The sequence below is a fragment of the Bartonella sp. CL100XZDX genome, assembly GCF_042195375.1.
GTDB lineage: Bacteria > Pseudomonadota > Alphaproteobacteria > Rhizobiales > Rhizobiaceae > Bartonella.
This window is the reverse complement of sequence record NZ_JBHIOH010000026.1, coordinates 23,773-41,619: the sequence shown is the minus strand read 5'-3', so window position 1 is coordinate 41,619 and position 17,847 is coordinate 23,773. Positions and strand designations below refer to the sequence as shown.

Annotated in this window: 12 protein-coding genes; 8 read left to right on the top strand and 4 right to left on the bottom strand. The window is 36.8% G+C overall.

Features of this window, described 5'->3' with window-relative positions; translation table 11 throughout:
• Positions 1-144: 144 nt before the first annotated feature.
• The 4 genes from purL (at position 145) to ACFILU_RS02370 (ending at position 4,407) form a co-directional block, all read left to right on the top strand.
• Positions 145-2,355, top strand: coding sequence for a phosphoribosylformylglycinamidine synthase subunit PurL (gene purL / locus ACFILU_RS02385; protein WP_375674587.1), 2,211 nt, complete (start codon positions 145-147; stop codon positions 2,353-2,355).
• Between the two features lie 59 nt (positions 2,356-2,414).
• A complete protein-coding gene (locus ACFILU_RS02380) occupies positions 2,415-2,648 on the top strand; it encodes a BolA family transcriptional regulator (protein ID WP_273791183.1) in 234 nt (77 codons plus the stop codon).
• Positions 2,649-2,746: 98 nt separating this feature from the next.
• Positions 2,747-3,079, top strand: a complete 333-nt coding sequence (grxD, locus tag ACFILU_RS02375) for a Grx4 family monothiol glutaredoxin (RefSeq protein ID WP_375674585.1) — start codon at positions 2,747-2,749, stop codon at positions 3,077-3,079.
• Positions 3,080-3,150: 71 nt separating this feature from the next.
• Complete coding sequence (locus ACFILU_RS02370; RefSeq protein WP_273791185.1) at positions 3,151-4,407, top strand: multidrug effflux MFS transporter; 1,257 nt, start codon at positions 3,151-3,153, stop codon at positions 4,405-4,407.
• A 477-nt stretch (positions 4,408-4,884) separates the two neighbouring features.
• On the opposite strand, the gene parC is transcribed toward ACFILU_RS02370, so the two are convergent.
• Together parC and aspS are read right to left on the bottom strand one after the other, a co-directional pair.
• Positions 4,885-7,134 carry a DNA topoisomerase IV subunit A gene (gene parC, locus ACFILU_RS02365; protein WP_375674583.1) on the bottom strand — a complete coding sequence of 750 codons (2,250 nt, stop codon included), beginning with the start codon at positions 7,132-7,134 and terminating at the stop codon, positions 4,885-4,887.
• A gap of 773 nt (positions 7,135-7,907) precedes the next feature.
• Positions 7,908-9,701: an aspartate--tRNA ligase gene (aspS, locus tag ACFILU_RS02360; RefSeq protein ID WP_375674581.1), complete on the bottom strand. Its 1,794-nt coding sequence runs from the start codon at positions 9,699-9,701 to the stop codon at positions 7,908-7,910.
• A 132-nt stretch (positions 9,702-9,833) separates the two neighbouring features.
• On the opposite strand from aspS, the gene rnd reads away from it, so the two are divergent.
• Complete coding sequence (gene rnd, locus ACFILU_RS02355; protein ID WP_375674579.1) at positions 9,834-10,988, top strand: ribonuclease D; 1,155 nt, start codon at positions 9,834-9,836, stop codon at positions 10,986-10,988.
• Positions 10,989-11,633: 645 nt separating this feature from the next.
• Positions 11,634-11,819, top strand: a complete 186-nt coding sequence (locus ACFILU_RS02350; protein ID WP_375643226.1) for a helix-turn-helix transcriptional regulator — start codon at positions 11,634-11,636, stop codon at positions 11,817-11,819.
• Between the two features lie 271 nt (positions 11,820-12,090).
• On the opposite strand, the gene ppx is transcribed toward ACFILU_RS02350, so the two are convergent.
• Positions 12,091-13,608 (bottom strand): exopolyphosphatase, encoded by a 1,518-nt coding sequence (gene ppx / locus ACFILU_RS02345; RefSeq protein WP_273791189.1) that lies wholly within the window; start codon positions 13,606-13,608, stop codon positions 12,091-12,093.
• A gap of 6 nt (positions 13,609-13,614) precedes the next feature.
• Positions 13,615-15,795, bottom strand: coding sequence for an RNA degradosome polyphosphate kinase (locus ACFILU_RS02340; protein ID WP_375674577.1), 2,181 nt, complete (start codon positions 15,793-15,795; stop codon positions 13,615-13,617).
• 326 nt (positions 15,796-16,121) lie between these two features.
• Here ACFILU_RS02340 and ACFILU_RS02335 point away from each other — a divergent pair, with 326 nt between their 5' ends.
• Positions 16,122-16,370 carry a zinc-finger domain-containing protein gene (locus ACFILU_RS02335; protein WP_273722745.1) on the top strand — a complete coding sequence of 83 codons (249 nt, stop codon included), beginning with the start codon at positions 16,122-16,124 and terminating at the stop codon, positions 16,368-16,370.
• 64 nt (positions 16,371-16,434) lie between these two features.
• A complete protein-coding gene (locus ACFILU_RS02330) occupies positions 16,435-17,670 on the top strand; it encodes an FAD-binding protein (RefSeq protein ID WP_375674575.1) in 1,236 nt (411 codons plus the stop codon).
• Positions 17,671-17,847 lie beyond the last annotated feature (177 nt).

Sequence of the window (17,847 nt, the reverse complement as noted above, 5' to 3'; positions counted from 1 at the left end):
ATCCCACCAAACAAACGGACAAAATCTTCAGCTTACTGTCTATAAATATTTTTATTATTAAACAACATTATTGTTTATAATATAAGCTGCTAGGTTGAAAAAATAAAAATGCTAAATTTCGATTAACTTGACGGATAAATACTCATGAAGCCTTGCAATAACATCACTATTACACCAGAACTCATTGCACAACACGGGCTAAAAGAAGATGAATATCAACGTATCCTAACGTTAATTGGTAGAGAACCAACATTTACTGAACTAGGAATTTTTTCTGCAATGTGGAACGAACATTGTTCCTATAAATCATCTAAAAAATGGCTAAAAACTCTTCCGACAGAAGGAAAATGTGTCATCCAAGGACCTGGTGAAAATGCTGGTGTTGTCGATATTGGCGAAGGACAATGTGTTGTTTTCAAAATGGAAAGCCATAACCACCCTTCTTATATTGAACCTTATCAAGGTGCAGCGACAGGTGTTGGTGGTATTTTACGTGATGTATTTACAATGGGAGCCCGTCCTGTTGCTGCTATGAATGCATTGCGATTTGGTGCTCCTGATCACCCACGAACACGCCATCTTGTTTCTGGTGTTGTTTCTGGAATAGGTGGTTACAGCAATTCTTTTGGCGTTCCAACGGTTGGTGGAGAAGTAAATTTTGATGAGCGTTATAATGGCAATATCCTTGTTAACGCTTTTGTCGCCGGTATTGCAAAGACAAACGCCCTTTTTTATTCTAAAGCGCAAGGTATTGGACTCCCTGTTGTTTATCTTGGTGCAAAAACAGGACGTGATGGTGTCGGTGGAGCAACAATGGCTTCTGCTGAATTTGATGATTTAATCAGTGAAAAACGCCCAACTGTTCAAGTAGGTGATCCTTTTACAGAAAAATGTCTCCTTGAAGCATGTTTAGAGCTCATGGAACTGAGAGCCGTGGTTGCTATTCAAGATATGGGGGCAGCAGGACTCACTTCTTCTGCCGTTGAAATGGGTGCAAAAGGAAATTTAGGGATACAGCTTAATCTCGATACAGTTCCTGTTCGGGAAGAAAACATGACAGCCTATGAAATGATGCTTTCTGAAAGTCAAGAGCGTATGCTCATGGTCCTTAAACCAGAACTAGAAAAGCAAGCAGAAGCAATTTTTCATAAGTGGGGGCTACATTTTTCTATCATTGGGAAAACAACCGATGATTTACGTTTTCGTGTATTTCATCAAGGGGAAGAAGTTGTCAATCTTCCCATCAAAGAGCTTGGTGATGAAGCGCCTGTTTATGATCGTCCTTGGAGTGAGCCGGCAAAAAAAACACCCTTGAAAGCAGAAGATGTCAAAAAAGTTGAAAATCTTGTTGATGCGCTTCTGACCTTATTGAATTCCGCTAATCAAAGTTCACGGCGATGGGTTTATGAACAATATGATACCCTTATCCAAGGAAATAGCCTTGTTTGTCCAGGAGGTGATGCAGGCGTTATCCGTGTAGGAAACAACAGCAAACGTGCTCTTGCTTTTTCTTCTGATGTAACACCTCGCTATTGTGAAGCAGACCCTTATGAAGGGGGGAAACAAGCTGTCGCAGAATGCTGGCGAAACATTAGTACGACAGGTGCAACACCACTGGCTGCTACAGATAATCTCAATTTTGGTAACCCTGAAAAACCTGAAATTATGGGACAGCTGGTTTTTGCTATTAAAGGTATAGGAGAAGCTTGTAGAATCCTCGATTTTCCTATCGTTTCAGGCAATGTTTCTCTTTACAATGAAACAAATGGGGAAGCCATTCTTCCAACCCCCACAATTGCTGGGGTAGGTCTTCTTAATGATTGGTCTAAAATGGTAACAATAAGTGGTATGCAAAATGGAGATATTCTTGTTTTAGTAGGAAATTGCGGCTCCCATTTAGGACAATCAATCTATGCACGTAACATTTTAAATATTGATGCAGGCGCCCCCCCCCCTGTAGATTTACAACTTGAAAAAAAGCATGGTCAATTTGTTCGAGATGTCATACATCGTGGTTTTATTCACGCCGCCCATGACCTTTCTGACGGAGGATTAGCGATAGCACTTGCTGAAATGGTGATTAAAGCAGGTAAAGGAATCAAAGTAAAATTAAGCAATAAATCACCCCATCATGCAGAACTTTTTGGAGAAGACCAAGGACGTTATCTTTTAGCCGTCAAACCTCACTCTCTTAATAGTCTTAAAGAGCGTGCACAAATCAATACAGTTTCTTTAACAGAGCTAGGTCAAGTCGAGGGTACTTCCCTTAATATAGATGGGATATTAACACTTTCAGTAGACAAACTCACAAAAGCCTATGAAAACTGGTTTCCACAATTTATGGGTGAAGAATAAAAATTGTTTTTTCTCTTAAACAGCCTTTATAAAAAAATGAACAACATAGGAGAATAATGATGGCAATGAGTGCCCATGCAATTGAAACGCTTATTCGTGAAGGCATTCCTGATGCTACTGTAACAATTCGTGATCTTGCTGGAGATGGGGAACATTATGCTGCAGAAGTTATTTCTGAAAGTTTTCGTGGTAAAACCCGTGTTCAACAACATAAAATGGTCTATGATGCCCTTAAAGGCAATATGGGAAATGACCTTCACGCCTTAATGTTGCAAACAAATGTCCCAAAATAATCTAAAATTTTTTCTTGCATTCACACATTTAATACGATTAAAAGCAGTATGGATATAAATTACACACTGATAAAAATCTGAAATATCGAGGGATAAAAATGACCACTGTTCATGATTTTATTGACAACGAAATTAAAACAAACGACGTCATTTTATTCATGAAAGGAACACCTGACGCTCCGCAATGCGGGTTTTCAGGACAAGTGGTTCAGATCCTTGATTATTTAGGATTGAATTATAAAGTGATTAATATCTTAACTTCTAACGAATTGCGTCAAGGGATTAAAGATTACTCAAATTGGCCAACAATTCCACAGCTTTATATCAAAGGTGAATTTATCGGAGGCTGTGATATTGTTAAAGAGATGTTTCAAAACAATGAGTTACAGGAACTTTTGAACGAAAAAAATATTCCCTGTAATCAATCATAGGTATCTTTCATTTTATTCAGACTCTTAAAAAGAGCTGTTTTCAGACGAAATTTTTATTTCAAGGATGCCATATGTCATATTCAGTCGATGAACAAACGCATAGAGATGCGATTAGAAACAAAATTGGCTATAAAGAATTTGTTATTCTTATTGCTTCGCTTATGGCTATTAACGCTATAGCTGTTGATATTATGCTGCCAGCTATGCCCAATATTTTAGACGGCTTAAATGTTCTCAATGAAAATGATCAACATTATATCATTTCGAGTTATCTTATTAGCTATGGCATTGCTCAAATATTTTTCGGTCCAATAAGCGATAGGTATGGACGACGTAAACTTATTCTTCTCGGGCTTGCTTTTTATTCATTTACGGCGATTGGCTGTGCCTTTGTAACTGATTTTTCTCTCTTGCTTATTTTACGTATCTTGCAAGGTATTGGAGGGGCTGCTATGCGGGTTCTTACAGTTTCCGTCGTACGTGATCTTTACAGTGGTCGAAAAATGGCAGAAGTTATGTCTATTGTTATGATGGTTTTTCTTGTTGCACCAATGGTTGGTCCCGCAACAGGACAGATCATTTTACTGCTCGGACATTGGCAATATATTTTTATTTTCATGGCAATGATTGGTTTAGGACTGATGATTTGGATTCAACTGCGCTTGCCTGAAACTCTTTATACGCAACGCTCTCTTTCCTTTTTTTCAGTTAAACACAACTTATGGATTGTAATAACCAATCGCACAACACTTTGCTATACACTTGCAACTTCCATTATTTTAGGCTGTATCTTTACCGCCGTTAATACATCACAACAAACATACGAAGGGATCTATAATCTAGGACTTTGGTTCCCTATTGCTTTTGCAGTTGGTGCTGCATTTCAAGCTCTATCATCATTCTTTAACTCTCAACTCGTTGGACGCCTTGGAATGCGGCGTATTGCTCATACTATGCTTTTGCTCTTTTGTGCCGCTTCATGCATTTGGTTTATTGGGTCCATCTTAGCAGGTGGTGTTATCCCTTTTCCTTTTTATATGACGTTATATTGTATATTAATGTTTACCTGCGGTGGTATTATGGCCAATTTCAATACACTCGCTCTTGAACCTGTAGGAGAAATAGCTGGAACAGCTTCTTCTGTATCCGGCTTTCTTCAAACATCTATCGGTGCAGGACTTAGCTTTTTTATTGCCCAACAATTTGATGAAACAACCATCCCAAACTCAGCAGGATTTTTCTTTCTGAGTCTCACTGCCATACTTCTCGTCTTATGGGCTGAACGTGGTCATCTTTTTAGACAATATCATAGTAATCCTAACGAATAAATATTACTATGAAAGATTAATAACATCTCTCTTGAACAATAAGAAACAATAAGAAGATAAACCTATCAGACAAAATAAAACATCTCCAAATAGAGCACTCTTGTGTTAACATTCACATTGTTTGTTTAAAGGTACAGCTCTCGAAATATCAAATCATTTCACGACAGCACCCATAAATGGTATAATGTAACAAAACAAACATACCTATTGTTGCCACAACTCTTGTATGTGAAACGGTTTATTAAAAAATATTTTTATTCTTTTCTTCAATAGTTTTTATGAAGACGGGCTGGTCTCTCATCTCATGATAGGCAAACAAACAGTTTTGATTGATTTAACCTGAACAAGATCGAAATAAGAGAAAAACTTACGCTTTAGGTCTTTCTTTCAATATAAAAAATAATAAATTATCCTTATAAATTAATATCTTAAACAATCATAAAACTATAGGGAATTTTCCCCATTTATAAAATACATTTAATTAATAAATTTTCCTGATTTTGGAAATCCTTTTGGAACCAAACGCCCAACTCCCGCACGCGTTCCCATCCATTCAAAGAGATCGTCCGCCTGACGGTTAAAGATTCGTTCAGCTGTATCTTGCCAACTTAAGCCTTCTGATAAATTAAAAGTCTTGGCATCAACAACACCACCTTCTTTATAACGCTGTAAACGAACACCTTTACCGCGATTCATTTCTGGTATTTGTTCAATAGAAAAAATAAGCATTTTACGGTTTTCACCAACTACAGCCACATGATCACCATTTACCGGAACACAAAGCTTTACCTTATCAGGAGCTTTCACATTCATCACTTGCTTTCCTTTTCGTGTATTGGCGATCACTTCTGCAGAAGAAACAATAAAACCATTACCGTGAGATGAAACCAAGAGCAATTTTTCCTCGGCGCGATGCACAAAAGCTGTGAGAACATCGTGCTCATCATCCATATCAACTAAAAGACGAATAGGTTCACCATGTCCCCGCCCTCCAGGTAAACTATTTGCACCAATAGCAAAAAACTTTCCACCCGTACTGATCAGCACAATCTTGTCGGTTGTAAATGCCGGAAATGCTAACTTTAAACTGTCTCCTTCTTTAAAAGAAAGCGCTTTATAATCGGTCAAATGTCCCTTCAAAGCGCGCATCCACCCCTTTTCAGAAATAACAATAGTAATCGGTTCTTTTTCGATCATTGCTTGTTGAATATCATCAAGATCATGTCTTGGTGCCTCTTCAAACGTCGTACGTCTTTTCCCCAAGAGTGTTTCAGGACCAAAAGTGTTTCGAACTTTTTTGATTTCTTCTGAAATTATTTTCCACTGTTTTATAGGAGAAGCTAACAAATTCTGTAGTTTTTCTTTTTCAGCTTTCAAACTTTCAAATTCTTTACGAATTTCAAATTCCTCAAGTTTACGCAAAGAACGCAAGCGCATATTAAGAATAGCTTCAGCTTGATTTTCTGTTAATTCAAACCGATTAATCAGCTTCTTTTTCGGTTCATCCTCTTCACGAATAATCTGAATGACCTCATCGAGATTTAAATAGGCAATAAGATATCCATGAAGAATTTCCAATCGGCTATCAATTTGATCAAGCCGATAATGAGAGCGACGAATAAGCACTTCTTGACGATGTTCAAGCCATTGCTGCAAACTTTCTCGTAAAGAAAGAACATTGGGTATTTTTCCCAAAGACAAAACATTCAGATTGAGGGGAAATCTTACTTCAAAGTCAGTCAATTTAAAAAGAGACTCCATAAGGAGCTCAGGATCAACCGACCGATTTTTAGGAACCAGCACGATTCTGATATCTTCTGCTGATTCATCTTGGATATCCTCAAGCATTGGCAATCGGCGTGCAAGCAATAACTCTGCTGTTTTTTCAATAAGACGTGACTTTTGAATCTGATAGGGAATTTCAGTCACAACAATCACATAAGAACCACGGCTACCAGGTTCCTGATGCCAACGTGAACGCAAGCGAAAGAATCCACGCCCAACACGATAGGATTCCTCAATACTTTTTTTAGGTTCAACTAAAATTCCCCCCGTCGGAAAATCAGGACCAAGAACGAATTGATTTAATGCCTCATCATTTACATCGGGATGCGCAATCAAATGGAGTGCTGCATCACAAAGCTCAGCAACATTATGGGGTGGAATAGATGTTGCCATACCAACAGCAATACCAGAAGAACCATTTGCTAAAAGATTAGGGAAAGCTCCTGGTAAAACAACCGGCTCTTCATCTTCCTCATTATAGGTTAAACGAAAATCAATAGCATTCTCATTAATTCCTTCAAGTAACAATGCAGCCACTTCAGTCATACGTGCTTCCGTATAACGCATGGCAGCAGCATTATCACCATCAATATTACCAAAATTGCCTTGCCCATCAACCAACGGATAACGAACAGCAAAACTTTGAGCCAAGCGCACCAAGGCATCATAAATAGACGCATCCCCATGAGGATGAAATTTTCCCATGACATCACCAACAATCCGCGCACATTTCGCATAAGACTGTCCAGGATTTAGTTTGAGAAGACGCATCGCATGAACAATCCGCCGGTGGACCGGCTTCAATCCATCACGTACATCAGGCAATGCACGGTGTGTAATCGTAGAAAGTGCATAAGCCAAATAACGTTCCTGTAAAGCAGAACGTAATTCTATTGGTTCAATATGTTCTTTATCAAAAGGTAAATTTATTTTATCAGACATAGTATTAAAACAACAATTCCCACAATAATAAGAAATTATCTTATAGGATTTATTTAGTGAAATCTTCTATGAGTCGACTTTTTTATTAAAAGTCAATTACATAAAAACAAACGCTGCAATTAGAACATGAACAGAAAATTATATCAATTTGAAAAATTTATACATGTCTTTCCCCCTTGTCCTAAGTAATTTATTGAAAGCTTTGTCAAATCCGACGATAATTTAACTGCCCACAAAGAGTTATTTCATCCTTTCTGGAATGACAAAAGCACCTTTCAAACATCATCTTTTATTATAAAGATAAATTGTATAACAATCCCCTTCAGTTTTTCTATGAAAAACTAAAAAATATTCAAAACTTATGAAATTTAAACTTTTTAGAGTAAGTCCATAGAATGGAAAATCACATTATTTTCATAAAAACGAAGAGACACAATTCTCTGCTACAACGTTGTAAAAACTTCAATAAAAAATAAATAATATATTAACACATAAAGATAATTCATTTTTTTCAACTAAAATGAGACTCCCGAATATTATAGAGTTCTTTCATTTCTAATTTATTCATGATCAAGCAATCATAATCATTTCCTCACCTATCACAAGTGGAAAAGCCACTATAGAAACAAGGAATAAAAATGCCTCGTAAAGAATCAACACAATAGCGTTTTTACCTATCTAAATTTCACAAACAGCCACACACACCGATGGCTCTTGAAAGGCATCAAAACTTCACTCTACGTAGAAAAGATGAAAACAATCCATTATCAACTTTATGAGCTATTTTTGTGAGTAGGAGCCATGCGGATTCCTAAATCACGTAATTGTGTAGGAGAAACATCAGACGGAGCACTCATCAAAAGATCAAGCGCCTGTTGATTCATAGGAAATAAAGCAACTTCACGTAAATTTTTAACACCTTGCAACAGCATAATGATGCGGTCAATTCCTGCAGCCATACCACCATGTGGTGGAGCCCCATAATGGAATGCACGATAAAGACCACCGAAACGATCTTTCACAACTTCCTTAGAAAGTCCTACAAGTTCAAAAACTTTAAGCATCATTTCTGGTAAGTGATTACGAATTCCACCTGATGCAATTTCATAACCATTGCAAACAAGATCATATTGAAAAGCTTTAATAGTAAGAGGATCTTGACAGGCAAGGGCATTTTCTCCCCCTTGAGGCATAGAAAAAGGATTATGTCCAAAATCAATCTTTTTTTCATCTTCATTCCATTCAAAAAATGGAAAATCAACAATCCACGCCAAAGAGAAACTATCTCTATCAAGAAGATCTAATTCTTCTCCTACCCTTGTGCGTGCGGCTCCGGCAAAAGATGAAAACTTTTTTGGATCGCCAGCTACAAAAAAACAGGCATCCCCACTTTCAAGCCCAAGCTGTATACGGATTGCTTCAGTCCTCTGTTCACCAATATTTTTGGCGATAGGCCCTGCTCCTTCAAATTTTCCTTCTTCTTCACGCCAAAAAATATAACCGAGCCCTGGTTGCCCCTCACCTTGTGCCCATACATTCATACGATCACAAAAAGCACGACTTCCACCCGTTTTAGCTGGAATAGCCCACACTTGAGCATTCTCATCATTCGCTAAAATTTGAGCAAAGACTTTGAAACCAGAATTATAAAAATGCTGAGAAACATCTTCCATAATGATCGGATTACGTAGATCAGGCTTATCAGAACCATATTTTTGCATTGCTTCATCATAGGAAATGCGAGGAAAGCTTTGTGTCACAGTCTTTCCATCTGCAAATTCTTCAAAAATAGAACGCATAATAGGTTCCATAGTTGCTAAAACATCTTCTTGCTCAACAAAACTCATTTCAACATCTAATTGATAAAATTCACCAGGAAGACGGTCGGCCCTTGGATCTTCATCTCTAAAACATGGAGCAATCTGAAAATAACGATCAAAACCTGACATCATCAACAATTGTTTATATTGCTGTGGCGCTTGCGGTAACGCATAAAATTTTCCCTGATGAACACGACTTGGAACCAAAAAATCACGCGCTCCTTCCGGCGATGAAGCTGTCAAAAGTGGCGTCGTAAATTCCGTAAAACCATTATTTTGCATAGCCCGTCTCATAGCCGCAATAATTTCAGTCCGACGCATGATATTTTTGTGCATAGTCTCCCGACGCAAATCAAGAAAACGATATTTTAATCGAATATCTTCTGGATAATCAGGCTCACCAAAAACCGGTAAAGGAAGCTCATCAGATTTCGAAAGAATTTCTACCTCTTGTGTAAAAATTTCAATCTCACCTGTTGGAAGCGTTGCATTAATAACCTCATCAGAACGTGCACACACCTCCCCATCCACACGAATAACCCATTCAGAACGCACTTTTTCAATAACTTTAAAAGCTGGTGAAGCAGGATCAGCAACAATTTGTGTGATTCCAAAATGATCACGTAAATCCACAAAAAGAATCCCTCCATGATCACGAACACGATGAACCCACCCCGAAAGACGAACTTGTGTTCCTACATCACATCTACGAAGAGCCGCACAATGATGACTGCGATAACGGTGCATGTTTTTTGCCTTTGATTATAATATTCACATGCGCTACAAACGCTTTTTAATAACCATTTGTCAAGATATGAGAATAAAAACTCAAAAATAAAGTCAATAAAGCACAAATTTAATTTATCGAATTATAATAAAATGATGAATCTTATTACACAAACAACAGATCTTAAAATTGCACTTAACGCTCTACGTACCTCTGATTTTGTAACAGTCGATACTGAGTTTATCCGCGAAACAACTTTTTGGCCTCAACTGTGTTTAATCCAGCTCGCATCACCAGATGTCACAGTTTTGATTGATCCCATAGCACCAGATATTGATTTACAACCTTTTTTTGACCTTATGATCGATAAAAAAGTTGTAAAAGTTTTTCATGCTGCGCGCCAAGATATTGAAACAATTTATCATCTTGGAGGTGTTATTCCCTCCCCTCTCTTTGATACGCAAATAGCAGGATCAATTTGTGGATTTGGTGATTCTATCTCCTATGATCAAATTGTACAACGCTGCACGGGGCATCATCTTGATAAATCCTCCCGCTTTACAGACTGGAGTTACCGCCCTTTGTCTGAAAAACAACTGCTCTATGCACTTGCCGATGTAACTTACTTAAGAGATGTTTACCTGTTATTGAAAAAAAGATTAGAAAAAAATCAACGTGCTCACTGGATGGACGATGAAATAACAATCCTTTTAAATCCTAAAACCTATGATATGCCAGAAGATGAAGCATGGAAAAAAGTGAAAGGAAAAATTAAAAAGCCACGTGAACTTGCTGTATTACAAAAGATAGCAGCTTGGCGGGAACGTGAAGCACGAAAATACAATATGCCACGTCGTCATATCATAAAAGATGAATGTCTTATAGAAATAGCAACCCAACAACCAAAAGATGAATCTGCATTAAAGCGGTTGCGCAGTCTTAATAAGAACTGGGATAAACTCTCAATTTCTCAATCATTAATCAAAGCTGTCCACGAAGGATTAGAGGTGGATCTTTCTACTTTACCCCCCATTCCTAAACATAATCCACTCAATGATACGACGGCCGCTGTTATCGATCTACTCAAAGTGTTATTAAAAATTGTTGCAAATGAAAACAGCATTGCCCCTAAAATTATTGCAACATCTAATGATTTAGAAAAAATTGCCAATGGAGGAATAAAGAAAAATATTCCCGCTATGAATGGCTGGCGCTATGAAATATTTGGTCAAAAAGCCGAACAACTGCTAAAGGGCCAGATAGGATTTTACTTTAACGATGGAAAAGTAAGCACAAAACAGCTTTAATTTGCATTTTTATTTTAAAAATCCATTATGATACTTATAATCTACATCAATTGGTATGCCCTATAGGCCAACGCAAATAGGATAAATAAAACCTACTTCTGACAAAGTTAAAAACTTGAATAGTAAACTCTTATTAAAAATGACAGATAAATCTTTATTAGATCAATCAAATAGCAATCTTATTAAGAAAATCTAAAAAAACAGACAGCTCCTCATTTAAAAGTTTTAAAAAGAAAAAGCTCTGATAATAAAAGCGTATTCATTACAAAAATAGTAGCCTAGCAATCAGAACAAACAAAGATATAATGCCTCACGTCACCATATCGTATTAAAAAAAAACTACCGAGATTGCAATCTAACAATCAAAAACGATCCAGCATAACAACTAAAATACCTAACAAAGGCAATATATTTATTTATAAAGATAATCTAGCGTTATTTATATTAAATTAGCCCCCGAATATCGTAAGTTTCTCTCACTCCATCTCAATAAGACTCATAAAGTTTTACATAAGAAATTATATTATAAATCGCTGTTTTTTATAGATTAAACACATTTCAAAGGATTCAAAAATCATGGTTAATAAATAGTATGATTTATTTTTATTTTTTATAGTGGAAGGATTTTATAATGACTGAAATGATATTCTTTTGCCAGACCGTGAAAGTGCAAAACTGTTTCATATGAGTATTTCAACATTCCGCCGTCATGTAACCAATGGATCTCTTCCAAAACCTTTAAAGTTTTGTTTTTTATCGCGTTGGTTACAATCGAATCTTATCAAGATAATCGAGCAAGCTAAACAGAAACGTTATAACGACGCAGCATAAAAGAAAATCTTTTCACGTAAAAATGGACAAGGCTTTTCATTTTCACATGAAGCTTATGAAGTGAAAAATCCATCCTGTGACGCAAATAACAGAATAAAAAATTATGTTTTCTTTTATGAATGCTCAGGGCATTACAAATGCCTTGCATGGAGTCTGGCTTGGGCGTTATGGAACAAGTCCTATTGTCCAGCTCGTGATGATAGATTGCCTAGTTTATCCCTTGTCAATGGCCCTATTATAAGACATAAAACACGAATAAATTAGAAAAAAATCAAAAAATTTCAAAAGCGAGAGGTTGTTTTATTATTTTTGATAACTTCTGTAATCGTCCAAGAGGACGTTCTCCTAATAACCCAGCGTAATTCTTTGGGATCTGCAGGATAATATGATCTGCTTTTTTATGCCACAATAAATGAGGTAAAATTCCTGCAACAGAAGCACTAAAAAGATGAGCAATACGCATAGTTTCGCCAAGAATACGTGCTTTTTCAATTATATTTTGAGTTGCTAATTGAAAAATGGGAAGAGATTCTTTATCAACCAATAAACTCGTATTGCGAAAAAAAACAGCAAGCGCTGCATAAAGGCGCCCTTCATGAGAAATTCCTGGATAAGATCCTAAAGCTATTTGATTTGCTGCTTCATTGCCTCGATAATCTGGATGTATACGCCAACCAATATCTGCAAGAAGACAAGCGGCTTGACGATAACGGCATTCATTTTCAGTTTCTGAAATTCCAAAAACTTCAAAAGCATTCGTCGTAAAATCAATGAGTTCTTCTGCTTGTTTTGGTGAACGTGCCCGTAAAATAGCCATTTCTGTGCATGCTGCAATGAGAGGATCTGAAAGCCGAATCGCCTGCGGCAAACGTGAATAAAGAAAACCTTCACGAACGCCAGCACCAGAAAAGATTATCTTTTCAAACTCCATACACTGAATGAGTTCAATAAGAACTATTGCCCCATAAGATAAAAGTTTTCGACGATTCTGAGAAACCGCTGCAATCCCTCTCATATTATCAATATTGCCACGTGCTACAAGACGTAAAAAGTTCTCCATTTCAACGGCATCAACTTCATAGCCATGCATAACAGGGAGCCGATAGTGTTTCATTGCCATATGGAGTTTTGCCAAATTACGCCATGTCCCCCCTACTGCATAAAAATAACGTGCTATACCTTTACGAGTACGAACAACAGACGATTTATAAAATTGCTCATGTACAATTTTTGTAGCTACAGCACTATCATTATTTGACATATACTGTAGCCTTAAACCACCCAATGGAAGAGTTATCCCTTCACCAACATCAGAATGATCAATATCAATCAGCTCAAGACTTCCACCACCAAGATCCCCAGAAATACCTTTTGGTTGATAAAAAGTAGACACAACTCCATATGCTGAATACATAGCTTCTTCACTTCCTGAAAGAAGATATATTTTATTTTGCAAAATATCTTCAGCATGCTGAATAAATGCTACGCCATTCTGTGCATCTCGTGCTGCTGCTGTTGCTAAAGTATAGACCTCATCTGCCCCAATCTGTCGACAAAGCGTACGAAACCGTTTCAGTGTTTGCAACGCCATTTTCATCGATTTTTCTTCTAAAAATCCCGTTTTTGCCACACCATGACCGAGACCACAAAGAATCTTTTCATTAAACAAAACTGTTGGTGATCGAACAAGCCCCTCATAAATAACCAACCGAACAGAATTTGAGCCAATGTCAATAACAGCAACAGGCTTGCACCCTTTTAACCGACCTTGAGCATCTCTATATGTCATTGGATTTCAGTCTTTATGTATTTCGGCTTGTTGCCGATGCAACGCAACCAAGCGCGAAACAGAAGACTCAAAAGACTCATTTTCCCCCGCAAAACTTGTATTGGCCATAAAATACTCCTGCGCATTAAATAGACTTTCACCTATCTGCGGTGTAATACGTTTTGATGTTCCATCCTTAAGTATATCAAAGCTTTGTTGATTATCAATGATATTAGCTAACATAATCTGTAAAAGAATTTTTTGACGGACTATTTTATTAAAAACTGGAACCAATATTTCAATACGATAGTCCAGATTACGAGGCATCATATCAGCAGAGCCTAAGTAAACGATTGCATTTTCATTAGGCAAATCTTGACCATTCCCAAAACAAAAAATGCGACTATGTTCAAGAAAACGCCCGACAATTGATTTTACACGAATATTATCCGAAATTCCTAGAATACCAGGACGTAAACAACATATCCCCCGCACAACCAAATCAATTTGCACCCCTGCTTGACTAGCACGATATAAAGCATCAATAATTTCAGGATCTACCAATGCATTAACTTTCATCCAAATAGCAGCAAACCTTCCCTGTTGTGCGTAAACAATTTCTTCCTCAATATGCTCTAAGACACGACCACGCAATGTTAAGGGTGAAAAAGCAATCTTCATTGTTTCATTTGGACGCTCATATTGCGCAATATAATTGAACAATAACGCAACATCATGAGCGATATCATCATCTGTGGAAAAAAAAGAAAGATCGGTATAAGTTTTAGCGTTAATGGGATGATAATTTCCTGTTCCAAGATGAACATAAGAGCAAAGACGTTTTCCCTCACGTCTCACAACCAATGACATCTTAGCATGCGTTTTTAATGCAATAAAACCAAAAATAACTTGAACCCCAGCACATTCAAGATCTCGAGCCCAACGAATATTTGCTTCCTCATCAAAACGTGCTTTAAGTTCTACCAAAGCAGTCACAGACTTTCCCTGTTCAGCTGCTTCAATCAAAGCGCCAACAATTGGACTATCATTTGATGTACGATAAAGTGTTTGTTTGATTTCCACAACATCAGGATCGCAAGCAGCTTGATGTAAAAATTGGACAACAACATCAAATGTCTCATAGGGGTGATGAATCACAATATCATTTTCACGAATAGCCGCAAAACAATCCCCTTTATGTTTACGAATACATTCTGGAACACGAGAAATATAAGGAATAAATTTGAGATCATCACGAGGAATAGAAACAATTTCTGATACCGTATTAAGCGCTAAAAATCCATCAAGAACATTAATACAGTTATCAGGAACAGCGAGACTATTCGCTATAAATTGACGTAAACTCTCTGGCATTTTTGCGTCAAACTCAACTCGAATAACCTGCCCACGGCGCCGCCTTTTAAGAGCAATTTCAAAAAAGTGAACAAGATCCTCAGCTTCTTCTTCTACTTCAATATCGCTATCTCGGATTACTCTAAATGTACCAATTCCTTTAACCTCATAGTTAGGAAATACATGTTTAATAAAAAAGCAAATAACATCTTCAGATGCAATAAAACGAAAATGATTGCCTTCTTGAGGAAGAAGAATAAAACGCCTTAAAAGCATTGAAATAGACAACAACACTGTGTGTGAGTTCTGATCAGTTTCTCCAGACAATTGAAGCGCAATAGAAAGCCCTAGATTAGGAATAAATGGAAAAGGATGAGTAGAATCAACAGGCAAAGGTTTTAAAACAGGAAAAATTGTCTCAAGAAAATATTTTTCAAGCCATAATTTTTCAATTTCTGAAAGATCATCAGAACAAATAATTTCAATATCATTCTTTTTTAATTCATCACGTAAAACATTCAATTCTCGTAGTTGGTGAGCCTGCAGCTTTAAAATCTCAGCTAATACAATATCAAGTTGTTCCTGTGGAGTGTGCCCATCTGCACTGCACGCTGTAACGCGAGCACGAATTTGAGCTGCTAGTCCTGCAACACGAACCATAAAAAACTCATCAAGATTTGCAGCTGAAATAGAAAGAAATTGTAGACGTTCTAATAAAGGATGTTTCGAATTAGCCGCTTCCATCAAAACACGATTATTAAATTGTAGCCATGAAAACTCTCGATTAATAAACCGTACCGGATTTTTCATTGTTATATTCGATATAGAAATTTTATTTACCACCCTCTGTTCCATATATCCTAAATAATTTTCTTTTATATTTTTTAAAATCCTTGACGAAATATCTCACATAACATTTGATAATATGTTATCATCATAATAATATATCAATGCTTAACTTCCCTCATCATTTTTCCATTTAATAGTTAAAAATACTTGGAATTATTGCTATACGCAAAGCACTAAAAGCTAAGACAACTATTCTAATATAGCATAAAAGAAGAGAAATTTGTCTTAAAAAGCATCTTGCATTATTATACGCTTTATTACAAACTCACGCCTATAAAATAGAAGAGCCCAATCATAGCTGATGAGAAAATTTATTCTGGAGTTTGTATGCCATGGCTGATCACAATATTCCTCATTTCCAAAATGACCTTGGATATAAAACAATCGAAATTGGTGTGAAAGAATTTATGTGTGTAGGCGCTACACAACCATTCGATCATCCTCATATCTTTATCGACATGGGAACAGCAGATGAGAAAATTTGCCCTTACTGCTCAACCCTTTATCGTTATGTTCCCTCGCTATCATACGATCAAACAAACCCAACAGGATGCTTATATCATCCAGAAAAGCTATTATAATTGCGTTTTTTGGCTTTCTTAATAACCACTCTTTTAATTCTGCTTGTTTAATATGAAATCATTTATGGAACAATCACCCATCATCGTTGGGGGAGGAATTGCTGGTTTAAGCACCGCTTTAGCACTCGCTCATAAAGGAATTGCAAGCACCATTATCGAAAAGTGTAAGCAACTTGAAACGATAGGCGCTGGTATTCAACTGACACCAAATGCAACATCTATTCTTGCTCGCTGGGAACTTCTTAACAAACTCTCTGAAGTCGCGACAATCCCACATTTTTTTGAGTTAAAAGATGGATTATCTTTAAAAATACATCTACGGGCTCATCTTATTAATCTAACAGAAAAATATTGGAAAGCCCCTTATATGACGATTCACCGCGCGGCTTTACAAAAAATTTTATATAATGCAGTGATTGAAAATCCTTTGATCAAATACAAAGCAGGCGAAACGATTGTATATTCTACCCAATCTGCAACCAACATTAAAATCACGACAATAAAAACAGATACGGCAACAGAACAGCTTCATTCAACGCCCCTCCTGATCGGATGTGATGGCGTTTGGTCAACATTACGGCAACAATCTCCTTTTCATGAAAAAGCAAATTTTAGTGGCTTTATTGCTTGGCGTGCAACAACAACATTTGATAACCTTCCTCAAAACTTTCGTTCTTCATTGCAAAATATGAAGACAATTACGGCTTGGATGGGACCAAAAAATCATCTTGTTGTCTACCCCATTCAATCATCAGAAAAAATTTTTAATTTTGTCGCCATTACGCATGGAGAAAATTTAAAAGAAGGATGGGCCCATAAAGGAAATAAAGAAAAACTCAAATCTCTTTTTAAAGATTGGAATTCAAAAATCTTACAAATTTTCGATCATATTGATGAATGGAGTTATTGGCCACTCTTTCAAATGAAACAAAATCGTTTTATCGGTTTAGAGAGACAAGTATTTGTTGGCGATTGCGCACATGCTACCTTACCTTTTGCAGCACAGGGTGCCGCTATGGCAATCGAAGATGCTGCCACATTAGCAAAAGCACTTTCATTGAAAGATTTTTCATTAACGAAAGCACTTTCGCTTTACGAAACAACACGCACACCCCGTATTGCAGCAGTAAAAAAACGCGGAGATTTCAATAGATTAGCCTATCATGCAACCGGTCCCATAGCAATTGCACGCAATCTCATGATGAAAATTCGTACACCAGAGAGCATTATGTCAGATCTCAATTGGCTTTACATGTATGATGCGATGAATTCTATAAAAAATAATGATAAAAACTTATAAAATCCTTCCGACACTTTGAATATTACGAAAGAACGAGATTTTTTTTAATTTTATGACACTAAAAAAATATCATAATTTACTCAAATAAAAGCAATATTTTTTGAAACCTACAATCCGATTTTAAAAGCTCCATTTTTAGCTCTCCTAAAAGCAAAAACACCACTCAAAATCAGCTCC